Origin of the sequence: Pseudomonas sp. PA-1-6B, from assembly GCF_021609545.1 — a bacterium.
GTDB classification, from domain to species: domain Bacteria; phylum Pseudomonadota; class Gammaproteobacteria; order Pseudomonadales; family Pseudomonadaceae; genus Aquipseudomonas; species Aquipseudomonas fluorescens_BV.
This window is the reverse complement of record NZ_WJZM01000005.1, coordinates 23,237-39,360: the sequence shown is the minus strand read 5'-3', so window position 1 is coordinate 39,360 and position 16,124 is coordinate 23,237. Positions and strand designations below refer to the sequence as shown.

Sequence of the window (16,124 nt, the reverse complement as noted above, 5' to 3'; positions counted from 1 at the left end):
GCGGCCTTGTAAGCGCTATAAAGTTATTAGCGAAGCGCGCCATGGTGGACTCACTATGAATAACTCTGAATTGCGCTGAATAGCGGTATCAGAACCATTCGGTCGGATGGCACTTTAATGGTTCTCTGATAACAACATCAGCGTCTGTCCCCCCTCACCGTCCTCGACATGGAAGCGACAAGCATGCGCCATCACCAGCAAAAAAACTGCACTTGCGGCTTATCGCGCGTTGATGAAGACCGGGTTGAGCTGACACCTTATTTCGGTTGTCCCTGCCGCTACTGCATCAAGAAAGCCAGCACTGCGCGCTGCGAGCCCCAATCGATGAGTGAAGAAAACCTCATCAACGCCATAGAGTACATACGCAACGATGCACGCATCACCCAAGCCTTAATCGTTGGCGGCGACCCGCTGGTAAAACCAAAACAGCTGTTCGCGTTGCTGGAAAACCTGGCGAGCATCCCCCATCTCAATAACATTCGTATCGCAACCCGGCACGCCCTGCTTCAACCAGAGTGCATTAATGAAGCCTTTATCGAACGCATTGCCAGCTATAACTACGTCGATTATGCCTATCCTCTGCGCTCCACAAGCGTGTCTCTGGACGTTGCAATCAACCATGCCAGCGAGCTGCAACCAGACGTCATCAGGGCACTCAATGGCTTCAGCCGTCGGGGCATCAACGCACGTGGCCACGCAGTACTGCTCAAAGGGGTCAACGACGATTTCCACAGCCTTAAGAATCTTATCGATCATTTCCTCGCGGTTGGAATCACGCCTTATCACTTAATGCACTGCGCAGACGCTCCAGGTGGCGCACCGCTGCGCACCACCGTGAAAAAAGGCCATACCCTAATTACCCAATTGATGGCGTTTTCAGGTACCTATGCATTGCCTTATGGGTACGTCACCGCCGTGGGCACGCACTACATCACACCAGGTCAAGTCCTGCGCTACGAAAATATTGGAGGACAGCGTTTTATTCGCGCCCGCTCACCCTATCCAGCGGAGCGCTACAAAACACTTTCCGGTAACTCAAGCCTGCCGCCACTGCACGAGATTGATGATCAAGGCTACATCGTCTCGCACTACCCGGATGGCAACGACGCCCTTCTCGTCTATTGACCCACTAAGCGCCCTATGAAACCCCTCACTATTATCGTTATAGAAAACTTGACCATCCGCCTGCCAAACTTACGTGCCATTGCCGTCGCGGCCACTCAGGCCGGGTTGACTATGATTGCCATCGTACCTGATGCCCTGACTCCTGATGACATAGATGCCTTGCCATTTCGCGCCATCCCCATCTCGGACTGGAGCAGCGACGGCCTGGAAATAATGGTGTGCCGTCTGGAGCGACACGCAACCGTGGTCGGCATCGGCACCTGTATCGGCTTCTTCACACCCGAAGGATTATTGGGGGCCCAGGTCGCAGAACTTTGCGCACGGCGCGGTTTGCCCCATCCTCCTGTCGATGCGTTGTACCTCGCCAACAACAAGTTCGCCATGCGCCAGCGCCTGCGTGAACGCAATGTCTATACCGCACGTTACGCACGCGTTATCGGCGATGCCAGCCTTGTAGTCGCCGCCGAGCATGTGGGCTTCCCACTGATACTGAAACCCGTGGTGGGTTTGGGCTCAAGCTTTATTTCACGTTGTGAGAATATTGCCGACATGCGCCGCGTATTCCGCCATTATCAGGAGCATGCTCGCCATGGTTATTACACTGAATATTTTTGCGCCCACGACATTGGCGACGAACATTTCGAACCCATGCGCGAGATGCTTGCCGAAGAGGCGATTGATGGTTATGAAATCAGTGTCGAGTGTTTATGCACCGGGCACCAAATCCTGCCGTTGGTGATGCACGATAAGTTAGACGTAGAGCAGAGCTCATACTCATCCTATGAAAACCTTTTGGTCAGCCCCCCCGTTCGCCTTACGCTCAACGAACAGCAACAAATATTGATCTACACGCGCGTGGTACTGAACACGCTGGGTTTGAGGAATAGCTTCTGTCACGTTGAACTACGATACGACTCCAAAGGCCGTGCCAGCATTATCGAAGTTAATCCACGCGTTGGTGGAATGCGTGTGCGGGAAAGCCTGCTGGCTTTGCGTGGTGTTGACTTTGCAGCTGTATACGTTCAACAGCTGCTGGGCAAACCGTTTTGTTTCCCCGAGCCCCCCATGGCGTCCGGGTACCATGGGATGTCTGCGGTTTACCCACGAGTAAGTGGGATTTTAAGAGGGATCCACGGCGTCGAAGCGGCACGCCAACTGCCCGGTGTGCTGAGTGTGAATATCCATATAGCACCCGGCACGTCCATCGGCGGCGACTTTGAGGAGGTGTTTGCAGTGGATGCGTGGTTACAAGCAGATACACCAGCGGCTATCAAGGCGCTGGACCGGAAAGTCAGAGAACTGATCAAGATCGATATCGAATAGTGGTACGACATTAAAAACGTGAACGCAAACCAGCCCGGCAATCGCCGGGCTATTTCTCCGTGAGATTTCCAGCGTCACTTGTTACGCGCCCGTTCTCTGGCAATCAGTTTCTGCGCCAGTGCCAAATGCACAGCGGGCTTGACACGTTGAAGCCAAGGGCTTCAGCACCGCCCATTCCCATTAACGAAAACGCCCCGCTCTCTTGTGAGAAAGCAGGGCTTAAGATGATAGCGAATCAGAAACGGTAAGTGACACCCAAGCCGAAACCATTGGCGCTGTTTTCGTACTTGGCCTTGTAGTACTGGTCAAGCGCGTTGGTGCGGTCAACCTTGACCGACGCTTCCTTGAGATAGGCATAAGCCACATCAACGGTCATGTTCGGCGCAACATCGTAGCCAGCACCGAGACTGAAGATGGTCCGATCCCCGGTAGGAATACGTGGCGAGCGATCCGTGTTGTTGGTCGGCGACTGGTCAACCGTCAAACCGGTACGCAGCACCCACTGTTTGTTCAGTCGGTAGGAGGTTCCCACGGCATAGGCCCAGGTATCGTGCCAGTTTTGCTCCTCTTTAATGGTACTGAGTAAAGCCTGAGCATACACACCATTGCTGTAAGTAACGCCCTCGTTCTTGACCGTAATGTCTTTGAGACGACTCCAGCGTGTCCAGGTTGCCCCGGCATAGAGCTTCCAATCAGCATTCACCTCTTGCGTCACAGAGAAATCCCAGGACTCTGGCGTATCAATTTTGAGAGATGCGTCGTAGCGGCCACTGCTCAATACTGCGTCAGGAACGTTGGCACCTTTAGTGACTTGAGTTTGCCCCTCCAGCTTGTACTTGACCTGCGAATGGTAAGTCAGGCCTAACCGCGTGCTGTCTGTTGCTTGAAGCAACACGCCAGCGTTAAAACCCAAGGCGGTGTCGTCACCCTTGATTTTGATATTGTTGGACGCGAGACTTGGGTTCGGAAGGTTGATATCCGACTCCAAAGTACCGGAAACCCGGTTGATGGTCGGGCCAAAACCGACAGACAGCCTATCGTTGAAGGCATAGCTGACGGTTGGCTGGAGCGTGATGACTTTCACCTCGCTCTTGCTGCCGAACGCTTTGCCCTGGAAGCCTTTTTCATAATCGGCAACCATGCCAAATGGGGCGTAGAGACCAAAGCCGACAGCCCATTGCTCGTTCAGTTTTTGGGTGTAGAAAGCAAAAGGCACGCCGGTAAGCGGCACCATGTTGCCCTTGTTACTGCCACTCGAACTGCCGCTGGCCTGGCTGATGTTGCTCGTTGCGTCGATAACGGCGAGACCACCGGTTATTTGCTGGCCGTCCAGGCGAACCATACCGGCGGGGTTGCCATAGACAGTACTGGCATCTTCTGCCGATGAAGACCGTCCGGCGAAACCTGTTCCCATCCCACTGATACTTTGTTCATTCAATGCAAAGCCAGCCGCAAACGCTTGTGAAGAGGCCAGGGTAATAGCCAGGCCCAGTGTTTTTTTCAACATTACTTTCTTCATTAGTTAGAGCTCCGTGGTGATCACCACAGAGGAAAGTAACAATATTCAAATGTCAGTGTTGTAGGGCAACTTGTAGGAAATAAATCTGCACAGGTTAGTTCCACCGATGCCAACTTTGCCCCGGCAACACTCAGTTACGTACTCAGCGAATAAGGGCAGCGAAACGCTCGCACATTGGCGTCACCGAAGGGTTGCTCAAGCCCCACACTGCGTATCTGCAATATGACGTTATAGCCATCAAATGAAAGCGTCAGCCACTGCGTATCGGCAGTAGGGCCGGCGCTCAGTAGCCCTTGGTCGATAAGCCGAAACCACGCCCACGTGCCTTCCTGCGACTGTCGTATGGTACGCCCATCCAACAGCGTCACCACCGCGTTAAGTCGCGTACCCAGCACTTGAGAGGGCCAGGTAAACAGGCTCGGCAAAATAGGGCCGTGAGAGTAACTCAACTGCCGGTCATCCACGATCAGGCTGAAGGAGGCGATCTCTTCGTCCATGGTCACCGGGCTAATTTCGAAATCAATGTGCGCCTGCGCGGCGCCTGCAGGAAAAAAAACCTTGCCGATATGTTCTGCGCGGTCAAATTGCAGCAGAACCAAAGGGTCGATCTCATCACCCTCAACCGCTCTGTTGTCGGGACGAAGTAAGGTGCTTTCGTCTTTGTGACGACCAGGATAAAAGCGCCCAAATGTTTGCAGTAACCCCTCAGCGGCAAACAGCTGGTTAAAAGCCTCCAGTGGCACATCGGTGCTTGCATTGCGATCAAAAGGGTAGCGTTGCTGGACCACACGCTCGCAGTAAGGCCCAAGGTCTTGTGCCCATTTTTTTGTGAGCGTCACGGACTGGTGTGCACGTACCCAACCTTTACCGACTTTGACGATGTCGCTGAGTAGCGGCCTTATCAGCAGCGGCAAAGTGCTCGTCAGTGAGTCCAAGCGCTCAAGCGCATTGACGTCGGGTGGTGATAAACCCGAGGCTGTTGAAGCTTCTCGGGCCGACAGATAAACCCCCGCGTAAGCCAGCGCTTCGCGCAGTTGATCCAGAAGGCTGGGCCGCCCCTCGACAGACTCGGTCAGCCGATGAAACGAAGCGAAGTGTTGCGTTACAGCACTTTGCTCCGATGCGTCATTGAGAATGTCCTTGGCGTTGTCCTCGACGCCCAAATGTGTCTTCAGTGCAACAGTGCGCTCGCGAAGACGCTTGAATATGCCGTCGTTCTCAGCATTGAGGCTTAAACGGGTTTCACGGTCGATTAACTGTAACAATCGACTCAATGCACCTTCCTGCTGTGACAAACGCTCCAGACGCCCCGGCAATTGTTCAGGCTCATTGAGGCCCGCAACTTTTAAGTCAGAGACGAAGTACTCCCAATGCCTCACATAGTCACGTTGATAAAGACCCAATATTTCGGCCCGCACGTGGTGCAGAGCTTGCTGACGAGCCGCCCCCATAACCCAGCTTTCATCACGCAAAGCCTCGGCAATGAAACGCTCCAATCGTTGGTTCAAGTGCGTATAACCTTCCAGGGTAAAGAGCCAAGGCACCCCCTGCGTCATAGAGCGGCCAGAGCGTGAGGCAAATAACATCAAGCCTCCTGTCCCGATTTCGCTGGCAACGCTCAACTCCTTGTGGGGCAGGTTTCGCAACACGGTCGATAGCTGGCGGTAAACACGCTGCGCCACCGGTTCACGCGAGATGTGCTCTCTCGCCTGTTCCACGAGGGCGTCGTTGACACTGAACAATTCAGCAGCAGGTATCGACTGTACTACCCGCTGTAAATGCGCGCTCAGCCATTCACGTTGCGGTTGAGGGAGCCGCTGATCCGACAATACCTTGAGTTCGCGTGCAACAAAGTCGGTATCCAAACGACCTTGCCCGCCCAGCATCAAATACAGGCGCAGATTGTCGTAAGCGTGGGCCTTAGGACTGTTGATCCGCTCTTCCAACGCGTTGGCCAATGGTTGTGCAACGACCTCGCTCAACGCTTGCTCGTATAACGTTTGAATCAGTGTCACCAGGCGCTGTTGCTGGTTAAGCTGCAGGCTGGGCAGCCAACCCTTATCCTGCGAAACATCAACCATATCGGTCAGGAGAGTGAGCCGCTCAAGTCCACCCTGGCGAAGGTTAAATAGCGCTTCCCGCTGCTCGGCCAGCTTATCGAGCATGCGCGCCTGATGATGATAATGATGGGCCAGAAACGCACACACACCCGCCACGATCAATATCAAACACACCCGAGCATGCGAGCGCACCCAACCTGCAGAATGCTTGAGAAACATACGCCAGGCGCCATGACGCTCACACTGGTGCAAGGTCCGCAGTAACAGCGTCGAACTCGTAGCCCCTTGAACGTCTTCAGCCAAATCTCCCGCCGTGAAGCGCAGCGACTGCAAACGCGCCTGATCATGAAAGACCGCCTGCAAAAAAACCTGTACGTGCCCACTGAACAGTCGCCACAACGGTGAAAACCCATAAAGCTGAGTCCGCAGCAAGGTCAGCGGCTCCCTCTGCAATCGATCAAGCAGGCTGTCATCAAGGGACTCAAGTCGATTACCCATGCGTTCGGCCAATCGCAAGAGGTTGGATTGGTTAGTCCCCAAAGGAAAGCCAATCGCCAAATCACGCTCCTCGCCCTGCAAGCCCATAATCGAGGGCACATAGCCCGGCAGGCTGGAGCAGTGGCTCACAATAGCCTGGATCGGCAAGCCCTTACCGATCGCGCGCGCCAGCTCCTCCAGACGCTCGCGCAGGCTCAACGCTTGCAACTCCTGGCCGTCATCGGCTCCCAGCAGCTTCTGAGCACTCAATAACAACAGGCCGCCCACCAAAGCGCATCGGTCACGTTTAGCGCCTTTGAGTTCATCCAACAAACATTGCCAGCGTCGCGACTCAGCCTCGGACAGCAAGCGGCCACTCACCGTCAGCACGCTGTAACGCCCTACGCGCTCAATACGCAGGTCAACGTTCGAGGTGGTATGCAAATCGAAGAGCAAAAATGCTGGCCTGACACCCTCAACCTGTGTCTCCAAGCGCCACTGTGTAAGCTGCTCACGCAATTGCAACTCACGCTCACAGGGAGCTATCCGTTTCTCCAAGTCGACTTGAACCTCCAGAGCGCGGTGTTTGGCGCGCTGCGCATCAACGCTCCATCTCCAGCAAAACCAGATCAGCCCGCCAACGTATAACGGTAACAATACCCCCCATTGCTGCCATGTCTCAGTGAACAGCATGCTGCCATCTATCGACAAGCGAGGGCCATAGTCACGCACCAGCACCGTCACCCAGTACAACATCGCGACCATCACGGCCGCCCGTGACAAAGTTTTAAAGAATCGCAAAAGCATGACGCCAATCATCCACACATAGGAGGGGGAAATTTCATTAGCCCATCAGGGGGTCGCCACAGGCTCTGGGGCATAGATCAAGATCTCGACGCGCCGGTTACGTGCACGGTGCTCCACACTGTCGTTTGGGAACAGTGGCTCGGCAGCACCTCGACCTTCGGCCTTGAAGCGCAGAGGGTCACGCTTGTCGCCCACCAACACCTTCAGGATTGACTGGGCGCGTGCGAGCGACAGCGCTTCATTGGACCCCAGTCGTCCAGCCACGGGGGTGTCGTCACTGTGGCCAATAACCTGAATCCGGCCCTGCCACTCGCCCAATGCCTGTGCAATTCGCAACAGCAGCGAACGCGTCTGTTCGGCAATCTCGCTGCCACCGCTGGCAAACAAACCAGTGGAACTGAGCACAATGCGCACGCTCCGCCCATCATCAATAAGCGTCAGGCGATTGGCCTCGATGTCGGTGGCCAATTTTTCGGCCAGTGTTTGTGCAACCGTGGTCGACTGTGCCGGGCGCAGCGCTTGCAGAGCTTGCAGTTGTTGATAGGAGCGCTTCTCGAAGTAAAGTGCTCCGGCCCCCGCCAGCACCAGCAAGCAAAAACAAAAGCTCCACCAGAACAGGCGTTCGCGCCGACTGAAATAGTCGTGGTTCAAGGTGAGCAAGTGCTCATTCAAACGCACCTTTGGATGATGGCCCCGCTGCAACCGAATGGTTTCGTAAAGCTGACGCCTGCGCAACGCCAAGGCCGCACGCCCCTCGCTCTGAATGCGATAGCGCCCTTCCAGTCCGAGTGCCAAACACAAGTACATCAATTCCAGCAGCGCCAGATTCTCCGCAGGTCTGAGTTCAGCCGCATCAAGGTGAACGAAGAAGCCTTCCCCACCGGCTGTCTCGTTGTGAAAGATCATCAACAGGCTTTGCTTGGACCACGCGCCCTGCCCCCAGCCACAGTTGGCAATCACCTCGTCGAGCAACGTACAGAGCGCATACTTGGCGTGCTCCTGGGTATGCTGATCGATCCCCGCTTCCAGCGCATTGCGCTGAAAACTACGCACTTGGGTAATCAGCCGGGCGCGTAGCTCATCGATATCCGGAGCATGATTCAAGCCACGCAACGGCACGACTTCGTAGAGCAGATCGCCTGCCAACTGCACCAGCACTTCATTTGCCGAAACCGAAACGGTACGTGCCGGCTCATCATAGCCATCATCGAGTGGCCGTTTGCGTCGTGACACCCAGCGGCGCCAGTAACCTGGCTTAGCGGTACTCATTGGCCAGCCTTAATGGCCCAGAAAGCCAACTGCAACCCTGGAAAATCCCCGGCAAGATGCAAACCAAACCCGGCGCTGCTGCTCAAGCCAGCCCACAAGGGATGTTCACTTTCCAGTTCGAAATAACTGAAGCCTGCGTAATACGGCAGCTCACGTGGCGCGGCAGGCAATACATGCACCTTCAGACCGGGTAACTGCAGGTCAACCAGGTCACGCATACACTCGATCGGGCCAATTTTCAGGTTGTGCGGGAAACGTTTACGCAGCTCATCGTCAGGCAGTTGCGCGCGTACAGCCAGCACGAAACGCGCCGATCGATACAGCTGCGAGTCGGGCACCGACGCAAAGCGTACCCCCAACTCTCTGTCACTCAACGCCAGCGGAACCACATCGGAGCCGGCTTCAGCACTCAGGGCATGACGAAGGTCCTGAATCACTGGTGTAAAGCAGTCGGCCAATTGATCGTGGCGGTAGATTGGGTATTGCTTGGGCCGCTTATTCTCTTCAACAAAAATGGCCAGATCACCGGCCAACGTTACCAGCGAACGATAGAGCTGCTCGGGGTGCAATCCCTCGCGACTGGCCAGTTGTACCAGCAAGGGTTGAGCGCGATTGAGCGTTTGCAGCATCAAAAAGTCCTGTACTTCGGAAACCCCGCCCAGCCCCTGCACGCCAAGGTTCGCCGCCAGCGTAAAGGCGCGCTGGCGAACACGCCCGATGATGTCATCGACAAACTCCGCAAGCTTTGGCGAACGCCGCCAGGCCATAACCGGCGCAATAAACTCCTCATCCAATAACACTTGTCCCCCGGGTGAACGCTCAAGCACCCTGGCGACAGGTAAAAACACATGGGAGACCACCACATCCTGCTCACGCGCCAACTTCATGTTCAGTTGACCCAACTGCAACGTCGCCACCTCACTGCCCTGTACGTTGCTATCAGGGACGCACGCCTCAACCACCCGATAGCGCGCGAGGCTGTCGGCAGAAGGCGCCGTTTCCGTGTCCACACCGTGACCGCGTTGCAGCGCCAGCGCTAATACCACCGGCTGGTCCCGCTCCCCTTCCACCACTGTGTAGCGCAACAATGCCAGTTCATCGTCGCCAAGCACAAAAAAACTGCCATCCGGCAGCACGCCTGCGCACTCGGTCAATACTATGGACCCCAGCGCCAACTGCCCCTTGTCAATTTTAAGCGCGGTAAACCCCCAGGCATCGACTTGCAGTGCACGCAGTGCTTGAACCAGTTGGGCTTGAATGTAGCGTTCGTGTTGTTGGAAGTGTTGAGGCTGAAGGAACATGCCTTCGGACCACACGACTTTAGGTTGGTTAATCATTCGTTTGTAGCTCTATCATTGAGGGGGCCATGAACTCGATGGCATGCCGTCCGATCTGGACGGATAGCTCTGGGGTCTTGCGTTGATCCAGCAAGGTGATGGCTCGCCAGCGCGCCTGATCAATATCGCGGTACTCGGCAATGATGCCGATGTAGCGCATGCGTGATTCGGGGATGAAGTGGTAGCGATAACGTTCGCCGGGGCGCAGCACAACCACCTCCTGCCCCAGCCAGTCAGCGCGTAAAACCTGCTCGGCCGCCGAACTCAATTGAGCCAGGCTGGCTTGCTCGAAGGCTTGACGATGCCGCAGTTGAAACACCTGCACCCGCACCGGCGATGGCCTGCCGTAAAGGTTGCGATTGGCGTCCAGAGACGTCTGCAAGGCAAGGGTCAGGTGAGGGTCCGCGACGGGCTCAGGTACGGGCTCGGCCAAGAAGCTGCAACCGGTCATGCACGCCAGCAATCCGCTCGCCAGCCACCACCGTGCCAACGACTCAAGCCTGACCATTGTCGGCTTCCTCCGGCAGTGTTGCAGCGACGGGCTGAGCTGCATCAGCACCGGTAGCAGCACCACCGCCACCGCCGTTGATATCGACCTTTGCAGAGCCGTCAATCGTGACTTGGACGCCATTGATCGCCACGCCCGAAGCGCTGAGTACCAAGGAGCTTGAACCGACCTTGAGCACCAACTCACTGCCGGCTTCAAGGGTGATCGTTTGCTGACCTTTGAGGTCCACACTGCCTGCGGTCAAATACTGTTTGCCCTCAACTTGTGAGTGGCTGTCCCCGTCAATACTCAACGAGCAGTCCTTGCTTACCTTGACATTGCGACTGCCTTCCACCGACTCGTGCAGGTCCTTGGCAACCTTGACGAACTGGTTGGCTCCCGTGCTGATATGCCAATCGTTGCCCACACTGACGAACGCGTCATTGCCCACCGTGACATCCTGGTTGCGCCCCGCATAAATCAGCAGTTGTTCTGCGTCCTTCTTGTCTTCAAAACGTAGCTCGTTGTACATCTGCTGGTCGCCAAGCGATTGCGATTTGAAGCCAGAGCGTGAAGCCTGGTCGGGTAAATCCCAAGGTGGCCGGGTTCCAGCGTTATAAACGCCGCCGACCACCAGAGGTCGGTCCGGGCTGCCGTCCAGAAACTGCACCACCACCTCCTGCCCTACGCGCGGCAAGAACATTGCGCCCCAGCGTTTGCCAGCCATCGGCTGGGCGACACGTACCCAGCAGGAACAGTTTTCGTTTTCCTTGCCGCTGCTGTCCCAATGAAATTGCACCTTGACCCGGCCATGCTTATCCACCCACTGTGGCTCGCCGGATTTACCCACCACAAAGGCGGTCTGCGGCCCGCTAATGACCGGCGTTGGCGTGCAAATGGGCGCACGGAATATCTGGCTGGTTTTGATCACCTCAACCGAGCCTTCAAAACGAAGCTCGCCAAGCCCGCCCGTCGACTCCGGGCAACTGCCTGTCAGGGTTGATCGCACCACCAGGTATTTGGCGTTATGAGCCGACTGCGGATGATCGGTGAGTTCGAAGCGGTGACCAGGCGTCAGGTAGGGTGTCGAGTGGGTCGCGTGCGCCACGCATTGGCGGGTGAGCAGAGCCTGCGCCTGTACCTTGGCGAATGCATCGCCGGCACGCTGATCGGCAAAGAAACCGGGGTACGACGACCGCTCATAATCGTCCAGCTCATAACCAGCAGCGACAGCGCTCTCGCCGCGTTGAACGCTAGCCTCACGGCTATTGGCCTTGCTGAAATCGTAGTCATGCAGCGAGACCTTTCCCGTCGTCATTTCAGACCGCGATACCCAACTGAAAACGCTGGCGATGAAGTGGGGCTGGTGCGGTCTGTAGCTCATTTTGTCGCAGTGAGCCGCCGTTTTGTGGGCGCTCATGGCATCGACGATAACCAACTCGTGGCTACCGTCCTTAAAAGTGAAAAAATAATAGAGCCCTGCACGCTCCATCAGTCGGCTGAAAAAATCGAAATCGCTTTCGCAGTACTGCACGCAGTATTCCAAGGCGTCATAGCGCCCCGTCACTTGCCAATCCACCGTACCCGGGTACTCGTCCAGCACCGCCGTCAGCACCTCGACTACCGTTTTTTCCTCAAAAAAACGATTGTGGCTCGCCAGCGTCAACAACCACAGCCACGGGCGCAACGTCAGCGTGTAGCGCCCCTGCTGACCAAATCGATCATCTTGGGCTACCGCGCTGATATGCCCGTGTACCCAGCGCACACCGCCATCGGAAGCACTCAAGCCGACACCCAGTGTCTGGCCGAGCAACCGATTGGCGTCCAACTCGGTTTTGCTGCCCTGTACCTCAAGGGTGTACTGCGCGAGCATGCTCAGCCCCTCGCTCGCTTCAAAATGAATCAGCGATAACGTGCCGGCCGCTGAAGGCGCCTTGATCTGACTAGCCTTGAAACTGCTCATCATGCGACTCGCTTAATCATGAGATCAGTGTTTTCCGGGTGCCTGGATCCGCAACCTGAATCAGGCCTGCCCAGGTGCAGGAGCAGGTTGCGGTACTGCCCAAAGCACGGAGTTTGCCAATCAAGGTCTTTGTAACGTCGGGAATCCATGGCGTGACCGTTACCGGCAAACACGGCATCGGCGTCAATGCCCCCATCGCTGCCGATGTCGCCGCCGCGACCTGTGGGTTGGCCAGGGAGCTGCACATTCCAAACGAGCAGATGTTGACCATCGGCAGATGATCCATGATGGACGCCGCCAATTGCCCCTCGGCAAACACTCGATTGATGGGCAGTACAATCAACTTGGCTTGCGTATTGCCGAAGGAACAACGTAACGAAGCCCCCATGACCACCTGTGCCGGCATATGCCTTTGCTCCTGAATCAATCACTGAAAAAAACGTGCCGCTGTGAAACGCCAATGCCGATGCGTGCGCGGCTCGCCGACAGCCGCCAACCAGGTTGCCTGGCCCAGCGGCAACTGGCTTCCCAGGCGCAACTGCACGACCTGTGCAGGATCGAGCTGTAATTGAAGGTCCCATTGAAAAGTGCGGCCGACATAACGCTCGACCAACTGATAGAGCGGCAAGAGGAACGCTGCGCCGGGTAAAAGCCTCTGGTAATCGCACCACGACAGTGGCCCCAGTTGCAGCGTAAAACTGTGTTGGACATTCCAGGCATGCTTGCCCACTAGCGTTGCCACGCCCAGTTGGCTGGACTCCCGCTGACGTCCGAGCCTGAGGCATTGCTCAGGCTCTAAGGCTGCACGCCGCCCAACCAAAGTTTGCACACTGACCGGCACCTGCAAAAAGTCCCTGACCATCGCAAGTAAACCGCGAGCACTGCGTCGCTGGTCGACCATCTGGTTGACGTAATAAGTTCCAGCCTCGGGTAATGCGCTCATTCGTGCGGGTGAGAAAGCCGATACGTAGTCGCGAAAGCGATCGTGTGCTGGCCGATCAGCCGACACCACCGGGCGAGCCATGGCCCAACTGCGGTAGAGCAAACTCAACAAGCGATGATGAAAGACATCGAGAAAATGCGCGGCGCCAGGGTCGTTATGATTGACCTGCAACGACAATAGCCTTTCACTGAAATGTAATGGCATCGGCCCATTAACGCCGGTCAAACCGAAGAAATTGACCATCAGGCAGGCCGCTTGCCCTTCACGCAAGCGCCAACCGGCAATCATCGCCGGCTGAAACGCCAGGGACACTTGCTGCGCCAGACGCACAGGGTCGTCGCGCAGATGGTCAGCGGTCCCCCAGCGTGGCATCTGCGGGTAGGCAGACTCAATACAGCGCATGGCACTGAAAAATTCATAGCGCCATGGCCATTGACCTAAAGAGGGTCGGCGAGTCACAAGGTCATGCATTGAGTCGCCCTCGCCCGCCATGTCTTGATATGACCGCGTGTCACACTGTGCAACTCGGTCTCGGTGAACGAGTTAAGTGCGGAGTAATGTGCGAAGAACGCCTCCAGTATCGAGCCGAACGCGTAGGTTCCTGTGCTCTCACAAGCGCCGTCGTCCAGCGTCAATATGAGTTTTAACCCTCGGCCAAACGTCACCGGGCCGGGCCCCGGAAGCCGTCGTGTGGTCACCTGTGCACGCAACGAATGGATAGCCTGTAACAGCCTGCTGCTCACGCTATCGTCGGCGATGTATAAGGACAGCAGATCGCACAGCGCCCGCGCGCCCGCCTTGCCATCCTCTTCGGCCAACGGCAAAAAGTTGCGCGAAAGATGGCGTATCGCTTGCCATTGCCGCTCCCCCTGAAGCGGCGCGGGTACCGGCTTGGAGGGGCCGGCGACACAGCGCACGGACAAGACTGGCGCACTGACATCGAGTGCAAAATCCGTGTTGCCCTGCCCCAGTGGCATCCTCAACGGTAAATCACGATTGGAGCACCGTACTTTCAGCGCCAGTTGCTGAAGGTCACTCTCGCCTTCGGGAAGCGAAGCGATAACCAACGATAGGCTGACCTCGCTGCCTTGATAGTTGGACTCACGGCTCATCGCCCTGTCGGGCCTGCGGCTCAGACCGCGATGCAACTGATAGAAACCCGCCGGTTGCACACCGCTGCCAGCCAGTGCCTGAGGCGCATAGAGAGGCAAAAACACCAGCCGTTCCCTGGACCCAGCGCAATAACCATGCACCGAGAGAACGTCCAGCACCTCGTGGGCCAGACGATTGGACTTGTCGACAACCACCGGCAACTCTTGGCGGTGCGGGTCGTACGCAACGTGATCGGTATACTTGGCAAACAGGTTGATCGCCGGCGCACAGAACAGCGCAAAACTGCTGACATCCAAACGTGCGGGGAGCGGTAACGTGAGTGGCCGAAATAGAATTACCAACTCCAGCTGATCAGTGCGACATGCGCGCACCGCCGGCCCTAATCCGCCTAAAGTCACGAATCTTTGGGCAGGCGCGAACGCCAAAAACTGTCTCAGCTGGGCAAACGCTGAATTGCTCAACGATAAGGGTACTTGCCGCCCCTCCTCGCCTGGCTCCCGATAGGTTTGCGTTATCTGGTGCGGTTCGATCAAATGTTCCCATGGTGCATCACTTTCGGCCGGTCGCACGAGTACGCCACACGCATGTGCCAGCAACGCCTCCTGTAAAACCATCGGCAATGAATCGCTGCCAGGCAGAAACAATGTCAGCGCCTCAAGTGCCAATTGCTCGAAGCGTAGGCCCGAGGTCGTGCGTACATTCAAGCGCAACGCAGACACGGCTTGATCGGCCAACGCCGACGGCAAACCTTTAAGCAATCGGGAGCTGGGAAGGTAGCCCACAGATTCCAGACGAATCGGCCACAACGTGACCGGCGCAAGGGTTCTGAACTCGCAACGAGGCACTTGCCCCTCGCGATCCAGGCTTGACCGCAGGGCCGTATCGCTGGGGAGGGTATAGCCCGACACCAAGCTGCCCTCTTGCAGGTCCGGAGCAAACTGGACCACCGCCATTGAGGGCACCGGCAGCAAAAACTGTGGTTGAATCAACGCCAACAGGTTCTGTGTGAACGTTGGAAATTCCGCCTCCATTTGCAGTTGCACGCGGGCGGTGAGAAAACTCAAGCCTTCGAGCAAGCGCTCCACCGACGGGTCGGTGACCTCGTCAGGGCCCAACCCCAAAGCGCTGGCCACCTTCGGGTAATCCCTGGCGAACTCACTGCCCGCCTCGCGCAAAAAACTCAGCTCGCGCTCATACAAACGTAATAGGCGATCATCCATGATGCTTGCCATATGGCTGGACGCTCACTTCACCGCTCTCGGTATTCCACGAAGCCTGCAACCGAAACGACCACTGCGAGGCGCGGTGGCGGGTTTCGCCTTGTAACAAAAACTTGAAATAGCTAGAGCTACCAGAACCAGGCAACAGTTGTACCTGCAAAGTATGGCTGAGCACCCGGGGTTCAAAATCTCGAATCAAGGTACGAATACGAAGTTCCAGTGCTTTGAGGTCAACGCTCGACAACAGCACACCCGCAAAATTACCGAGGCCACAATTGAGTACCGAGCGGGCAACCCGCGGCTGCCCGCTCAGTTCATAAAAGCAGCCCAACCCTGTTGAATTGAACAACTGTGCCAACTCATGACATAACCGCCCTACACCGTCTGGAGGCGCCGTCAGGTCATTGCCATAGGCACCGGTAGAGCTGGTCAAACGATCCAGCAGTGATGCTGTGGCAATAGACATACAGAAACCTCAACA

The 16,124-nt window shown here is 56.4% G+C and carries 12 protein-coding genes; 2 read left to right on the top strand and 10 right to left on the bottom strand.

Going from position 1 to position 16,124, the window contains the following annotated elements:
* The first annotated feature begins 183 nt into the window (after positions 1–183).
* Together GIV35_RS04510 and GIV35_RS04505 are read left to right on the top strand one after the other, a co-directional pair.
* Complete coding sequence (locus GIV35_RS04510) at positions 184–1,125, top strand: radical SAM protein (RefSeq protein WP_236264650.1); 942 nt, start codon at positions 184–186, stop codon at positions 1,123–1,125.
* 15 nt (positions 1,126–1,140) lie between these two features.
* Positions 1,141–2,448 carry an ATP-grasp domain-containing protein gene (locus GIV35_RS04505; protein ID WP_236264649.1) on the top strand — a complete coding sequence of 436 codons (1,308 nt, stop codon included), beginning with the start codon at positions 1,141–1,143 and terminating at the stop codon, positions 2,446–2,448.
* Positions 2,449–2,683: 235 nt separating this feature from the next.
* Here the strand turns inward: GIV35_RS04505 and GIV35_RS04500 are convergent, their stop codons facing one another.
* The 10 genes from GIV35_RS04500 to GIV35_RS04455 form a co-directional block, all read right to left on the bottom strand.
* On the bottom strand, positions 2,684–3,967 hold the full coding sequence (locus GIV35_RS04500) for an OmpP1/FadL family transporter (protein WP_236264648.1): 1,284 nt from the start codon (positions 3,965–3,967) through the stop codon (positions 2,684–2,686).
* Positions 3,968–4,101: 134 nt separating this feature from the next.
* Positions 4,102–7,311 (bottom strand): type VI secretion system membrane subunit TssM, encoded by a 3,210-nt coding sequence (gene tssM, locus GIV35_RS04495; RefSeq protein ID WP_236264647.1) that lies wholly within the window; start codon positions 7,309–7,311, stop codon positions 4,102–4,104.
* A 45-nt stretch (positions 7,312–7,356) separates the two neighbouring features.
* Positions 7,357–8,580 carry a type IVB secretion system protein IcmH/DotU gene (gene icmH / locus GIV35_RS04490; RefSeq protein WP_236264646.1) on the bottom strand — a complete coding sequence of 408 codons (1,224 nt, stop codon included), beginning with the start codon at positions 8,578–8,580 and terminating at the stop codon, positions 7,357–7,359.
* Positions 8,577–9,917 (bottom strand): type VI secretion system baseplate subunit TssK, encoded by a 1,341-nt coding sequence (tssK, locus tag GIV35_RS04485; RefSeq protein ID WP_223023567.1) that lies wholly within the window; start codon positions 9,915–9,917, stop codon positions 8,577–8,579. The genes icmH and tssK overlap by 4 nt, the downstream gene beginning before the upstream one ends.
* Positions 9,910–10,425 carry a type VI secretion system lipoprotein TssJ gene (tssJ, locus tag GIV35_RS04480; RefSeq protein ID WP_202691769.1) on the bottom strand — a complete coding sequence of 172 codons (516 nt, stop codon included), beginning with the start codon at positions 10,423–10,425 and terminating at the stop codon, positions 9,910–9,912. The genes tssK and tssJ overlap by 8 nt, the downstream gene beginning before the upstream one ends.
* Positions 10,412–12,367, bottom strand: coding sequence for a type VI secretion system Vgr family protein (locus tag GIV35_RS04475; protein WP_202691770.1), 1,956 nt, complete (start codon positions 12,365–12,367; stop codon positions 10,412–10,414). Before GIV35_RS04475 ends, tssJ begins: the two co-directional genes overlap by 14 nt.
* Positions 12,368–12,383: 16 nt before the next feature.
* The gene (locus tag GIV35_RS04470; RefSeq protein ID WP_236264645.1) at positions 12,384–12,773 is read right to left on the bottom strand and encodes a DUF4280 domain-containing protein; all 390 of its coding nucleotides are present in this window, start codon (positions 12,771–12,773) and stop codon (positions 12,384–12,386) included.
* Positions 12,774–12,794: 21 nt separating this feature from the next.
* Positions 12,795–13,802 (bottom strand): type VI secretion system baseplate subunit TssG, encoded by a 1,008-nt coding sequence (tssG, locus tag GIV35_RS04465; RefSeq protein WP_236485887.1) that lies wholly within the window; start codon positions 13,800–13,802, stop codon positions 12,795–12,797.
* Positions 13,766–15,643, bottom strand: a complete 1,878-nt coding sequence (gene tssF / locus GIV35_RS04460; protein ID WP_223023565.1) for a type VI secretion system baseplate subunit TssF — start codon at positions 15,641–15,643, stop codon at positions 13,766–13,768. Before tssF ends, tssG begins: the two co-directional genes overlap by 37 nt.
* On the bottom strand, positions 15,636–16,109 hold the full coding sequence (locus GIV35_RS04455) for a GPW/gp25 family protein (RefSeq protein WP_082642599.1): 474 nt from the start codon (positions 16,107–16,109) through the stop codon (positions 15,636–15,638). The genes tssF and GIV35_RS04455 overlap by 8 nt, the downstream gene beginning before the upstream one ends.
* Between the last annotated feature and the right edge of the window lie 15 nt (positions 16,110–16,124).

Excerpts from the sequence above, each read along its gene's own strand:
- GIV35_RS04510 (WP_236264650.1), top strand. The coding sequence starts at position 184 with ATGCGCCATCACCAGCAAAAAAACTGCACTTGCGGCTTATCGCGCGTT.
- tssG (WP_236485887.1), bottom strand. The coding sequence starts at position 13,802 with ATGGCGGGCGAGGGCGACTCAATGCATGACCTTGTGACTCGCCGACCC.
- icmH (WP_236264646.1), bottom strand. The coding sequence starts at position 8,580 with ATGAGTACCGCTAAGCCAGGTTACTGGCGCCGCTGGGTGTCACGACGC.
- tssK (WP_223023567.1), bottom strand. The coding sequence starts at position 9,917 with ATGATTAACCAACCTAAAGTCGTGTGGTCCGAAGGCATGTTCCTTCAG.
- GIV35_RS04455 (WP_082642599.1), bottom strand. The coding sequence starts at position 16,109 with ATGTCTATTGCCACAGCATCACTGCTGGATCGTTTGACCAGCTCTACC.
- tssJ (WP_202691769.1), bottom strand. The coding sequence starts at position 10,425 with ATGGTCAGGCTTGAGTCGTTGGCACGGTGGTGGCTGGCGAGCGGATTG.
- GIV35_RS04505 (WP_236264649.1), top strand. The coding sequence starts at position 1,141 with ATGAAACCCCTCACTATTATCGTTATAGAAAACTTGACCATCCGCCTG.
- tssF (WP_223023565.1), bottom strand. The coding sequence starts at position 15,643 with ATGGATGATCGCCTATTACGTTTGTATGAGCGCGAGCTGAGTTTTTTG.
- tssM (WP_236264647.1), bottom strand. The coding sequence starts at position 7,311 with ATGCTTTTGCGATTCTTTAAAACTTTGTCACGGGCGGCCGTGATGGTC.
- GIV35_RS04470 (WP_236264645.1), bottom strand. The coding sequence starts at position 12,773 with ATGCCGGCACAGGTGGTCATGGGGGCTTCGTTACGTTGTTCCTTCGGC.
- GIV35_RS04475 (WP_202691770.1), bottom strand. The coding sequence starts at position 12,367 with ATGAGCAGTTTCAAGGCTAGTCAGATCAAGGCGCCTTCAGCGGCCGGC.
- GIV35_RS04500 (WP_236264648.1), bottom strand. The coding sequence starts at position 3,967 with ATGAAGAAAGTAATGTTGAAAAAAACACTGGGCCTGGCTATTACCCTG.